This window comes from Arthrobacter sp. SLBN-100 (genome assembly GCF_006715305.1).
Classification (GTDB): domain Bacteria; phylum Actinomycetota; class Actinomycetes; order Actinomycetales; family Micrococcaceae; genus Arthrobacter.
In genome coordinates, this window is record NZ_VFMY01000001.1 from 2992953 (window position 1) to 3005172 (window position 12220).

At 66.5% G+C, this 12220-nt stretch carries 11 protein-coding genes; 3 read left to right on the forward strand and 8 right to left on the reverse strand.

The features are described 5' to 3' along the window. Positions 1-105 precede the first annotated feature (105 nt). The 3 genes from FBY31_RS13825 to FBY31_RS13835 form a co-directional block, all read right to left on the reverse strand. Positions 106-810, reverse strand: a complete 705-nt coding sequence (locus FBY31_RS13825; RefSeq protein WP_142041954.1) for an alpha/beta fold hydrolase — start codon at positions 808-810, stop codon at positions 106-108. A 163-nt stretch (positions 811-973) separates the two neighbouring features. Next, on the reverse strand, positions 974-2143 hold the full coding sequence (gene rsgA / locus FBY31_RS13830; protein WP_142041956.1) for a ribosome small subunit-dependent GTPase A: 1170 nt from the start codon (positions 2141-2143) through the stop codon (positions 974-976). Between the two features lie 288 nt (positions 2144-2431). Further along, a complete protein-coding gene (locus FBY31_RS13835; protein ID WP_142041959.1) occupies positions 2432-2668 on the reverse strand; it encodes a zinc-ribbon domain-containing protein in 237 nt (78 codons plus the stop codon). A 141-nt stretch (positions 2669-2809) separates the two neighbouring features. Here FBY31_RS13835 and FBY31_RS13840 point away from each other — a divergent pair, with 141 nt between their 5' ends. Then, on the forward strand, positions 2810-3961 hold the full coding sequence (locus FBY31_RS13840; RefSeq protein ID WP_142041962.1) for a GGDEF domain-containing protein: 1152 nt from the start codon (positions 2810-2812) through the stop codon (positions 3959-3961). Positions 3962-4022: 61 nt separating this feature from the next. Here FBY31_RS13840 and FBY31_RS13845 read toward each other — a convergent pair whose 3' ends face one another. Further along, positions 4023-5555, reverse strand: coding sequence for a SulP family inorganic anion transporter (locus FBY31_RS13845; protein ID WP_142041965.1), 1533 nt, complete (start codon positions 5553-5555; stop codon positions 4023-4025). Between the two features lie 324 nt (positions 5556-5879). On the opposite strand from FBY31_RS13845, the gene mptB reads away from it, so the two are divergent. Beyond that, complete coding sequence (gene mptB, locus FBY31_RS13850; RefSeq protein ID WP_142041968.1) at positions 5880-7475, forward strand: polyprenol phosphomannose-dependent alpha 1,6 mannosyltransferase MptB; 1596 nt, start codon at positions 5880-5882, stop codon at positions 7473-7475. Positions 7476-7493: 18 nt separating this feature from the next. On the opposite strand, the gene FBY31_RS13855 is transcribed toward mptB, so the two are convergent. Beyond that, positions 7494-8714 carry a glycosyltransferase 87 family protein gene (locus tag FBY31_RS13855; protein WP_200833373.1) on the reverse strand — a complete coding sequence of 407 codons (1221 nt, stop codon included), beginning with the start codon at positions 8712-8714 and terminating at the stop codon, positions 7494-7496. Positions 8715-8775: 61 nt separating this feature from the next. Continuing rightward, positions 8776-10110 (reverse strand): glycosyltransferase family 87 protein, encoded by a 1335-nt coding sequence (locus FBY31_RS13860; RefSeq protein ID WP_142041973.1) that lies wholly within the window; start codon positions 10108-10110, stop codon positions 8776-8778. A 308-nt stretch (positions 10111-10418) separates the two neighbouring features. Here FBY31_RS13860 and FBY31_RS13865 point away from each other — a divergent pair, with 308 nt between their 5' ends. Further along, a complete protein-coding gene (locus FBY31_RS13865) occupies positions 10419-10622 on the forward strand; it encodes a hypothetical protein (protein ID WP_142041976.1) in 204 nt (67 codons plus the stop codon). Between the two features lie 47 nt (positions 10623-10669). Here the strand turns inward: FBY31_RS13865 and FBY31_RS13870 are convergent, their stop codons facing one another. Beyond that, positions 10670-10930 (reverse strand): DUF3072 domain-containing protein, encoded by a 261-nt coding sequence (locus FBY31_RS13870; RefSeq protein ID WP_142041979.1) that lies wholly within the window; start codon positions 10928-10930, stop codon positions 10670-10672. Positions 10931-11077: 147 nt separating this feature from the next. Continuing rightward, positions 11078-12220 carry a glycerate kinase gene (locus tag FBY31_RS13875; RefSeq protein WP_142041982.1) on the reverse strand — a complete coding sequence of 381 codons (1143 nt, stop codon included), beginning with the start codon at positions 12218-12220 and terminating at the stop codon, positions 11078-11080.

The window sequence follows — 12220 nt, forward strand, 5'->3', positions numbered from 1 at the left end:
GCGGAGGGCCGATTATGGCTAGGCCCGCGGCCGCTGCTTTATTGCAGCGTGCCCGGCCACTGGGTCTCGACAGGCTCGGCCACCAGCAGGGGCACGGCCGGGCGGTTAGGCCGTCCGGTCCACCGCCGCGAGAATCGCGCGTCCCAGTTCCGCCGGCTTAGTGAACTGGGGCCAGTGCCCGGTGGGCAGGTCCACGTACTCCACGTCCCGCATCCGGGCCAGTTCGGCAACGAAGGGGTGGCCGCCGTCGATCCACTCCCGAAGCATTGAAGACGGGAATTCGCAGGTGATCACCGTGGCCGGCACGTCGTAGCGGCGCTCGTCACCCAGATGCTGTCGGTCGTAGGCCACTCCTTTCGGCTGGGGGATGGCCCGAGCACGGAAGGCTTCGCGAAGCCCTTCGTCGAGGTCAACGAGGTCGGCGTCCTCGAACTCCTCCCACGGCGGAAGGGGCACGTCGTCGCCGTCGGCCGTTAGTTCGTCGTTGATGACGCCTCCTTCGCCGAGGGGGCCGCTGTCCACATACATGGCGCGCGCCACCCGGTCCGGCCGCGCATCCAGGGCGCCGTGGATGATGGCACCACCGCCGGAATGGCCCACCAGCACAACTTTGCCATCCAAAGCATCGACCGCGGCAACCACGGCGTCGATATGGTCGCGCAGCCCGATCCCGGTCCGGTCCGCGTCAACCGACTCCAGGCCGGGAAGGGTCAGCGGATGAGTCCGGTGGCCCGCGGCGTCCAATGGGGGTGTCACCTCCGCCCAGGAGGAGGCGTCCAACCAGAAACCGGGAACCAGGATGATGTCCATGACGGCACCCTACTCCCCGGGAGGGACAAACCGGATGCGCGCTCCCGCCCACTTGCTTCCAACCGAGCCAAAAGCAGTTCCGGCTGCCGGCCCGGATTTCCAAGGTGGCTGAACCGGGGGTTTGAGGCACGACGGCGGCAACCGGGCGGGAGCGTACGCCGGGTCAGCGCCGCTTGCGTCCGCGCCCTTTCGTTCCGGCGCCGTCCTTCCACTCCGCCGTCTCGCGCTCCGCCCACCGCTGGGACTTTCCGGCCGACACCACCTTCTGGTGCCACTCCCGCTGGTAGGCGCGCTGGGCCGCGGCGTCGTTCCGGCGCGCCAGGGCGGCCAGTTCGCGCTGCAGCTTCAGGTAGTTGTGCCAGCGGCGCTCCTCCAGCACGCCGTCACTGATTGCTGCCTGCACGGCGCAGCCGGGCTCGCCCAGGTGGGCGCAGTCCGAGAACCTGCACTCCGCAGCCAGCAGCTCCACGTCGCCGAACATCTCACCGATGCCGTCCTCGGCGTCGAACAATCCAAAGCCCCGCACGCCGGGTGTGTCCATCAGCACCGTCCCGTTGGGCAGCGGCACCAGCTCGCGCGACGTGGTGGTGTGCTTGCCCTTGAAGTCCCCGGCACGCACCTCCCCGGTGTCCTGGACGTCCCGGCCTGCGAGGGCATTGATCAGCGTGGACTTGCCGGCACCGGATGGCCCCAGCAGGACGATGGTGCCGCCTGCCGGAATGTGCGCCAGGAGTTCGTCGATGCCGTCACGGTTCTCGGCGGAGGTGGTGACCACCTCCACGCCCGCCGCCTGCAGGATGACTTTGCCGACGACGTCGTCCGCCACCGCGGCGAGGTCCGCCTTGGTGATGATCACCAGGGGAGTGGCGCCGGAATCCCAGGCGGCCACGAGGGTGCGCTCCAGCCGGTTGTGCGTGAGGGGCCGGTCCACCGGCACCACCACGCCCACCATGTCCATGTTGGCGGCCAGGACCTGCGCGGCGGAGGAGTCCTCGAAGGCCCGCTTGCGGCTGAGTTCCGAGCGGCGCGGAAGGACGCCCAGGATCTGGCGCCCGCCAGCCCGGTTGGGGCCCATCCACACCCAGTCGCCGGTGACTGCCGTTTCACCGGTGAGCGGGTAGGGCAGGTGCAGGAGGTCCGTGCCCGCCGCCACCAGCAGCAGGTTGCGGTCCACGCGGACCACCCGGCCGCGCCCGGTGGCGCCTGGGAGGGGATGGTTTTCGAAATGTTGGGCGATGGCAGGGGTATAACCGTAGGGGAACGCAGTGCTGTTGGAAGTGGTGCTGCCTAAGTGGTTTGTGCTGTCCAGGGCGTGGCCTGAAGAAGTGTTCACTGTGATACCTCGGGGAAAAGCCCCCGGCGCACCGGCCACTGACGGCCTTGGTGTTCGGCGCTCCGCTGGTCAGGCGGCGCAGGTGCGGTACCGGGGAAGGGTTTGGATGGGTGCGGAGCGCTCAGGGCGCGCGGCTGTAACAATCATCAAAAACACCTCCCTCTCCCACGGTTGGGACGGGTACCGGGTCCCTTATGTTTTTTGTGTAGCAGTGGCTTCCGGCCGGCGCTTCTTACCAGGGCACCGATCCGGTCCCACTCTAGCCGCGGGCGGCGGTACCGGCAACGGTTAACGCTGTAGCTCCAGTGACCGCTTCTGCCGTGCCGAGATGCTCGAAACGTAGCCACAGTTGGTACAGGTGATCCGGTAGGACCGCGAGGTGGTGAACACGGGGATGAAGAACAGGGTGAACCTGGTGGCCCGCTCCTCAAGGTGATGGTGTACGAAGGACCCGCAGTTCTGGCAGGTGGCGGGCTTGCCGGGCAGGGCCTTGAGTACTGTCTTAAAACCGAAGAGAAGGAGCACGGTATTGCCTTTCGGGATGGTCCTGCCGGCTATCAGACAACTTTAGCCCTGTACGCTCCACTGGGTTGTCCTGACAGGTTCCCGGACCGATGCAATACTTGGGGTCAACACGCTTTTCCGTATCGGGGGGATTTCGGTTAAATGGTTCTGGATACCGCGACCCTGAGAATCGCGTTTGGCCTGATGGCCTTGGTTTTGGTGTTCCTTTTCTATTTCTCCGCATACCGGATCACGCGCTCGCCGTACAGCGGCTGGTGGTGCCTGGCGCTGGTGTTTTTCCTCTCCGGATCCGCGTGTTTCCTGCTGGACGGCACGCCGCACCAGGTCTGGGCCAACCCGCTGGGCAACGTCCTGCTGGTCCACGGCGGCGTGGCGGTCTGGGCAGGCGCGCGCTCGCTGCGGACAGTCCCGCCGATCAAATGGGCTTTCACCGGGATCCCGCTGGTCACCTTGGTCGCCTCCGTCCTGGACAGCCCGGCCACCAACTCCTGGTCCGGCGGTCCCGTGTTCCTGGCGGCCATGAGCCTCACCGTCGGGCTCGCGTCCCGCGAGCTGTGGCGCCTGGAACCGGGATATTCGCGCGTCCGGATTCCCATGGCCGTGGCGGCCGGCGGCCTTGCGGCTTTCTATTTCCTCCGTTGGCTGGCTTTCCTCGGAGAAGGGCAGGATGGACCCACCTTCACCACGGTGTTCGGCTCCGCCGTCACTACCCTGGTGACCATGGTGCTGCTGGTGGTGGTCTCATTCAGCATGGCTGCCCTCAGCAGCGAACAGCAGACCAGGGCCCTGCGTGTTGTGGCCTCCCGTGACGACCTCACCGGGCTGCTCAACCGGAAGGCCTTCCTGGACCTGGCGGCAGAGCAGTTGGCGGACCGCAGCACTACCCGCGGCTCCGGCACCCTCATCCTGGCGGACCTGGACCATTTCAAGTCCGTCAACGACACTTACGGCCACGCCGCCGGGGACGTGGCCCTGCAGTCCTTCGCTGATGCCTGCATCGCCACCGTCCGGTCCACGGACCTGGTGGGGCGGTACGGCGGCGAAGAGTTTGTCCTCTTCCTGCCCGGGACGAATGCCGAACGGGCGGAAAACATTGCCGAGGAGATCAGCCGGCGGCTCGCCGCCGCCCCCACGGAGGCCGGGATGGAGATGCCCACCGTCAGTTACGGAATTTCCACCTACGACGCCGGCACTACCGGCGTGGAAGGCCTCATCGCCACCGCGGATGACGCGTTGTACGTGGCCAAGTCACTGGGCAGGAACCGTACGGCCCGCAGCGACAGGAGGCGCTAGGGGGCCGCCGGCGGAACCGGCGGAACCGGCGGCACCGCCCAGGGCCCGCACCTAAGCGCTGTCAGCTTCCGGCATTCAGCTTCCCGGCCAGCCGTTCGCGCATCTGGATGCTGGCGGAGTTCAGGCCGATCAGTTCCACTTCGCGGCCGTGGCGGCGGTACTTCTCCGTGACGGCGTCCAGCACCGCGATGGTGGAGGCGTCCCAAAGGTGTGAGGCGTGCAGGTCCACCACTACCCGGCTGATCTCCGGCTCCGCATCGAGGGCGTACTCGAATTGGGTGTAGAGGTCATTGGATGAGGCGAAGAACAGCTCGCCGTCCACAGTGTAGGTGGCAACGTTCTCGCCGTTGACCTCCAGCACCGTCCGCTCAACGGTGACAAAGTGCGCCACCCGCCGGGCGAACATGGCCATGGCGGCAAGCACCCCCGCGCCGACCCCGATGGCCAGGTTGTGCGTCGCCACCACTACCGCGACGGTGATCAGCATGACGGCGGTTTCAGACTTCGGCATGGTCCGCAGTGTCCGCGGCGCGATGGAGTGCCATTCAAAGGTGATGGCGGAGACGAAGATCATCACGGCCACCAGGGCCGCCATGGGGATGAGACCGACCACGTCGCCCAGCACCACCACGAGCACCAGCAGGAAGACGCCGGCCAGGAAGGTGGATACCCGGCTGCGCGCCCCGGAGCCCTTGACGTTGATCATCGTCTGCCCGATCACCGCGCAGCCGCCCATGCCGCCGAGAAAACCGGTGACGATGTTGGCAACGCCCTGGCCCCACGATTCACGGGTCTTGTTGGACCGGGTGTCGGTGATGTCGTCCACCAGCTTGGCGGTCATCAGGGATTCGAGCAGACCCACCAGCGCCATGGACAGCGAGAACGGGGCAAGGATTTGGAAGGTCTCCCACGTGGGCGGGACGTTCGGCAGGAAGAACCCCGGCAGGCTCTCCGGCAGCTGTCCCTTGTCGCTGACGGTGGGCACGTCCAGTCCTGCCAGTACGGCAACCGCGGTGAGCACCACGATGGCCACCAAAGGTGAGGGCACCGCCGTCGTCATCCTTGGCAGTCCCACCACGATCACCAGGCCGGCGGCGACGAGCGGGTAGACCAGCCAGGGGACGTTGATGAGCTCAGGCAGCTGGGCCATAAAAACCAGGATGGCCAGTGCGTTGACGAAGCCCACCATGACCGAACGCGGGATGAAACGCATCAGCTTGGTGACGCCGGCAACGGCGAGGAGGATCTGGAAGACGCCGGCCAGGATCACCCCGGCAATCAGGTAGTCCAGCCCGTGGCTGCGCATGAGCGGCGCGATCACCAGTGCTACGGCACCGGTGGCAGCGGAGATCATGGCGGGCCGGCCGCCAACGAATGAGATGGTCACCGCCATCGTGAAGGAGGCGAACAGACCGATCCGCGGATCCACGCCGGCAATCACCGAGAAGGCGATGGCCTCGGGAATGAGCGCCAGCGCCACCACCAGACCGGCCAGGGCCTCAGTCTTGAGCCTTCGAGGGGAGCGGAGCGTGGCGCGCACGGACTGCAGTTGCTGGGGCAAGGGCGCCCTGTTCGCGGCGGTGGTGACAGCCATGGTCCGGCTCCAATCGGGCATTGGAAGCGCGGCGGCCGGGGCCTGCACGCGTTCGCAAGGATGGGGGTGGTCGGGAAGGAAGGCGCTTCCTTGCGCCGGAACGGGAGGGCCGGCTCTCAGCAGGCGATGGCCGCCAGACTCCGGACCCTTCAACTTTACGCGGAGCCGCAACGGGACCTGCTCCCGGCCCTGTTGCGAAACTGTGGCATTCGGGGGGACGTCATCCGGGAGCACGCTGAACCGCGGCTGATAAAATGGCCAGGTTGCAGGGCGGCCTTTTCGCTCGTGCAGCCAGCGCCGTAACGAAGTAGGGGACCAACACACATGACGGCAGGCGGTGCACCCCCCGGGACGTCGGAAAGCCAGCCCGGCTCGCCGGCCAATCCGGTCGCCGAGCCTGCAAAGCGCCGGGCCTATGTGGCAACCGTTGAAGGATTCCTCGGCGCCCTCATGATGTTCGTCGGTTCGATCGGCACCGGCTGGATCGCCAACGGTTCGCCCATGATCCGCCAGCCCATCGTCATCGCGCTGCGCACCGAGGGCTGGGGCGTGACAGTGTCCACGGTGCTGCTGACGGTAGGCGCCATGGTGCTGATGCGTTCGTGGCTTCGGCTGGGGCAGCGGCTTTCCGACTGGGGCGCGTCGTCGCTGCGGTCAGTTGTTATCGCCATCTCCGCCTGGTCCCTGCCGCTGCTCTTCTGCGTGCCGGTCTTTTCCCGTGACGTCTACGCCTACACCGGCCAGGGCCGGCTGGTGATGGAAGGCCAAAACCCTTACCAGGTGGGGATCTCCACGCTCAACAACTGGTTCGCGCTCGGCGCGGACCCGGCCTGGGCCGAAAACAGGACCCCCTACGGCCCCTACTTTCTCTGGCTGGCACGCGCCGTTGTCGGACTGACCGGAGCCCAGCCCGACGCGTCCGTGCTGCTCTTCCGCCTCCTGGCCGGGGTGGGGGTCCTGCTCTGCGTTATCTACGTGCCCAAACTCGCGGAACTGCACGGCATCAACGGGGCGCGCGCACTGTGGATCGCCGTGGCCAACCCCCTGTTCCTGATCAGCTTTATCGCCAGCGCCCACAACGACGCACTCATGGTGGGACTCGCCGTCGCCGGCGTCTACTTCGCGGCCACCCGCCGCTACCTGCTGGGCATCCTCCTGGTCACCGCGTCCATCGGCATCAAGCCCATTACCGTGCTCCTGCTGCCGTTCATCGGCGTGATGTGGGCAGGCCCCTCTGCCTCCTGGCCGCGCAAGTTCCTGATCTGGGGTGCGACGGCAGGGATCAGTTTCGGCGTGCTGGCCGTCAGCGGGATCCCGTACAACCTTGGACTGGGCTGGACCTGGGCCATCATGGACGCCACCCCCGGCTACACGGGCTACTCGCCGTCGGGTTTCCTGGGCCAGCAGGTGGAGTTCCTGGCGAATGTGCTGGGGCTGCCGGGGGGCACGTTCGCCACCGTGCTGCGGACCGGGATGAAGTATGCCGCCATCGGGCTGGTCCTGCTGCTGATGTTCCGTGGCGACTACTCACGGGCTGTGCGGCGGATGGCGCTGGCATTCACCGCCGTTGTGATGCTCTCACCCATCATCCAGCCGTGGTACATCCTCTGGTTCGTGCCGTTCCTGGCCGTCACCGGCATCCGGGACGACTGGCAGATCAGGTCCTTCTACGTGGGCGTCACGTTCTTTGTGGTGTTCGGGGCGCAGGACCAGCTCTCCGTGTGGTCCTTCGTGGAACTGCCCATCGACGCGTCCTCCCTGGCGTTCATTACCGCCCTGGCATTTACGCTCTACCTTCTATTCCTCGACGTGCATACACGCAAGCTGCTCATCGAGGCCAAGCCCTGGGACCTGGCCAAGCGGGGCTGGAACTGGAGCCTGGACCGGTGGGAAAAGCACCAGAGGTCCCGGAGCAGCTGACCGGGCCTCCACCGCCGACTAGGCGCCTGCGGGTACCGCAGCAGGCTTGCGGCCCAGCTCCGCCGTCCGCTTCACCGACCACCACAGCAGGACCACCAGGAGCACGTTGCGGGTGGTGAGGATGGCGGCCATTACCGGGTGGGCGTGGATAAGCGGGGTGTAGAACAGCGGATAGATCACGAAGGTGGTCATGGCGATCCCCATCAGCAGGGCCGCCGGGACCTTCCAACGGTTCCAATCGTGGGTGAGGCCGGCGATGATCACCGGCGCCAGCCAGATGATGAACTGCGGGGAACCTACCTTGTTGAACACGATGAACGCAGTAACCATCATGAGGGAGCCCTCAAGGAACAGTTCCTCCCGCTCCGCTCCGCGGTTCAATGCGCGGACCAGCAGGATGGCGGCAGCCACCGCGGCCAGGATCAGGAGCGGCTGCATCAGGAACGCTGCCGTGCCGGCCCCGGGACCGTAGACCTCGGTGGAGTTGATGGCGGTGTTGTCCGCCATTTTCGAACCGGCGATGTTGAAGACGCTCAGCCACACCCATGGCGTGGAGAAGGTAGCCTCCAGCTGCATGCCGCGCTCGCCCTGGTTCAGGAGGAAGTCCAGGATGTGCCGCAGCCCGCCGGACAGCCAGGTTCCCAGCGCCACTGCGGCGGTCACCGCGACGCCGGCGAGGACCACCTGGGTCCGCTTCCGGCTCGCAATCACGATGGGCACCAGCACGGCCGCCGGCCACACCTTGATCCACGTGGCGATGCTGAGCAGGACGCCGGCAACGACGGGCCGCTGGGCCGCATAGAGCAGTGCGATCAGGACGATGGGAGCGGTGATGCCTTCCACTCGGGCGAAGCTGAGGTAGCCCATAAACACGGTGAAGAAGAGCCACCACCAGGCCGGCGCGATGCCGCTTACCTTCCGCGGCCCGCGCGTCAGGAAAGCCAGCCCGATCGCGTTGAGCGCTGTGATGATCAGGAACCAGACGAGCAGGTACAGGCTTGGCCCGGCGATGTTCGCGAGGAAGATGGGGAGCTGGGCCAGCACGGGGTACACCCAGGGGCTGATTTTTCCGTCGAGGTCCTGCGGGTTGTAGCCGTCCCGGGCCCATTGGCGGTACTGCTCGGTGTCGCTGAAGGTGCCACCGTTGAGGAAAAAGGACGCCATCCAGCCCAGGAAGTAGAGATGGACGACGGCGAAGCCCCACCACACGCTGGATGGGCGGGCGAACCAGTCCACCACCTTGGCAGGAAGGACTTTGGTACGGACGGTGACCAGGCGGTCAAAGAACTTCGCGGAAATCTTAGGACTCCTTGAGCGCGGGAGCGGCTGCGGGTGCCTTTTTGCCCAGCAGGTAGAGGCGCCGGACGCTCCACAGGAACAGGACCACCAGGAGGGTGTTGCGGATGGTCAGCACCAGGGCCATCCACGGGTTGTTGTGGCTGAGGGCGTCGTAGAACAGCGGGTAGATGAAGTAGGTGGCCACGGCGATGGCGATCAGCATGGCGGCGGGGACCCGCCATTCACGCCAGCTGTGGGCCAGCCCGACGGCGACCGCAGGGGCCAGCCACACCATGAACTGCGGGGAACCCACCTTGTTGAACACCACGAACGCGGTGGCGAGGGTGAGGGCACCGGCCAGGAGCAGCTCGGTCCGGTCCACGCCGCCGCTGATTTTTCCGTTGTGCAGCGCCCAGAATGTCAGGCCGGCCACCAGCAGCGCGGCCAGGACCAGGAGGGGCTGCATCAGGACGGACATCAGCGCCGTGCCCGGGCCGTCCACCTGCATGGAGTTGATGTCGGTGTTCATGTACATCCGGGAGCCGCCGGCATTCAGGACGGACAGCCAGAGCCAGGGCGTGGTGAAGGTGGCCTCGAGCTGCATGCCGCGGTCGCCCTGCTGGGTGAGGAAGTTCAGCAGCCTGGAAACGCTGCCAACTGCTGCTGCCAGCGCGACGACGCCCGCCGTCGTCGCGATTCCGGCAAGCACCACCAGGATCCGGTTCCGGACGACGGCGAACAGGGCCAGCATGATGGCGGCAGGCCAGACCTTCACCCAAGTGCCGGTGGCCAGCAGGATGGAGGCGATGAACGGACGGCCCACACCGTAGGCGAGGGCCACCAGGACCAGCGGTGCGGTGAGGCCGTCCACGCGGGCGAAGCCGAGCCAGCCCATGAGGAAAGTGAACCCGAGCCACCACCAACCGGCTGGGATGGCGTTCTGGTCGCGGCCGCGGTTAGTCAGCTTCAGCAGGGCCCAGCCGTTGAGCAGGGTGGTCATCAGGACCCAGAGGAAGAAGAAAGGTCCCGGGCCCGCGATGCCGGCGATGGCCATGGGGATCAGCGCGAGGATGGGGTAGACCCAGGGGCTGGGGCCGCCGGTGAGGTTGGCGTCGTTAAAGCCGGCCATGGCCCAGTCGCGGTAGATGAACGTATCGCTGAAGGCTTCACCGCGCAGAGAGAGGGAGGCGGCGAAGACCAGGAAGACCAGGTGCACCACGATGAAGCCGCCGAGCAGTCCGCGCCCGGTGTTCAGCCGGTTCCGGACGGGCTCGGGAAGAATGACATTGCGGATCCGGGTGAGATTGCCGAAAAAAGCGTCCGTGGAAATGGCGGGATCCTTGTCAGGTCGTGGCACACGTATGGTGTTGTGCTGGTGGCGGGGTTCTGCCGCATGGCTGGGTTCAGGGCATCGGAGCCGTTCAGGAACAGCGTCCACTCCTGTCCAACTCTAATTCACGGTACTTTGGCGCCCGTAATTGCTCACCGTGCTCCAGCCGCCGCGCTCCTGACCTGCGGTTACTTTTTAGTTGATTTTTCAAGTTGCTGGCGCTGCACTGGTGGGGCATCATGAACTGGGCAGTAATATGCCCACCCTCGCCTGCAGCCTTGGGGAGCGCAGGTGTTAGCTCCGCCCCCTACCCCCAACCAACAAAGGCTAGACCCATGAACTTTCCACTGACCCTCACCGTTGCCGACCGCGAGAGCATGGACAGCGAACTCGACGCCGCCGTGACGGCCGCCAAGGCGCACGCACTCGCCGGGAAGCGGCACGGCATCCTCGTCACCCGGCACGGCGTGGACAAGTTCACCGTTGCCCTGAGCGAGGCCGTTCCCTTCGGCCTCACCCGCGAACACCAGGCCTGGTAAGCGCTTCGCGCCTGGCGTTCGTGAAGGCGCCTGGCGTTTGTCGGCGCCTAGTTGTCTCCGGCGTTTCCGGAGCCGCTGCCGGACACTCTTCCGCTGCGCTCCTGCAGCCGGTCAATGTGCCTGGATGCCTCCGCCTTGCTGAGATCAGCCGGGAGCTCTTCGCCTGCTTCCCGGGCCAGCGTATCGAGGTAGCTTCGCTGCGCCGCGGTCATGGGTTCGTCGCCTGTCACCCAGTCTTCCGGGTCTCTATTGAGTCCTGCATCCGGCTCGGGGGTGGGGCTGCCGATGGTTTCCTGGTTTTCACTCATGCCAAAAAGTCTAGGCTCCGGGACTGACAGGGCGAACCTGCTCATGGGTCCTGTACGGCACTTAACGACGCTGGCCGCCCACTTGCGTGGACGGCCAGCCTTGTTCAAAGTTTCTTTCTGCGGCGTCTGCCGGCTGTCCGCCGGATCCTACAGCAGGTTTTCGCCAATATCCCGCCCGATCCGGTGCAGCAGTGCTGCCGAGAGTTCCGGGTCCTTGGAGGAGTCCTGGTCCGTGTACTCGGCCAGGGTGTAGACCTGTGCCAGCGCCATCTCGGACCAGCGCTCCCGGGGGAGCAGTGAGCGGCCGGCGACGGCGATGATCGGCCTGGTCCCGGAGCGGCGGGCGACGGCGGCGGGCAGCTTTCCGGCGAGCGTCTGTTCGTCGATGCTGCCTTCGCCCGTGATCACCACATCGCAGCTGTCCTTGCGGGTGTTGAAGTCCAGCAGGTCCAGGAAGTAGTCGGCACCGGAAACCTGCCGTGCTCCAAGCAGGAGGCAGGCATAGCCAATGCCGCCTGCGCTGCCTGCGCCCTCGTTTTCTGCCAGCGCCGCGGCGTCCTGGAACCCTGCTTCGGACATCTTTGCCACGAAATTCGCCAGGCTGGCATCGAGCGCGGCAACGTCCGCCCGGCCGGCTCCCTTCTGTGGCCCAAACACTGCGGGGGCGCCGTGCGGACCCCGGAGGGGGTTGTGGACGTCACTCGCCACGATAAGTTCCGTCTCGCCCAATTCCGGAAGCGCCGTCCGCTCGACGGCGTGGATCTCCGCCAGCGCCCGTCCGCTGCCCTGCAACGGACGCCCGGCAGCATCATAGAAGCGCAGACCCAGGGCGGTGAGCATTCCCATCCCGCCGTCCGTGCTGGCACTGCCGCCGAGCGCCAGGATGATCCTGGCCGGGTTGAGGCGGAGGGCGACCAGGACGGCTTCGCCGAAACCGCGGCTGGATGCCTCCAGCGGTTCGAGCTTTCCGCCGGCGAGCAGCCCCAGCCCGCAGGTGTTCGCCACCTCCACAACCGCCGTCACGCCGTCGAACGCGATGCTTGCCTGGACCGGCTGGCCCGTGGGGCCGGCAACGGTGCAGCTGCGGCGGCCGAAGCCGGAGGCGACGGCGGCATCGACGCTGCCGTCACCTCCGTCCGCCAGCGGAAGCAGTTCGCAGTGGACCGCGCCGGTGGCGGAGCGGAGCCCCGAGGCCAGGGCGTCGGCCACTTCGCCGGCGGTAAGGCTGCCTTTGAACTTGTCCGGCGCAATGAGGGCGCGGACGGTGTGCGGGGCGGTTGCTGCGGTCAT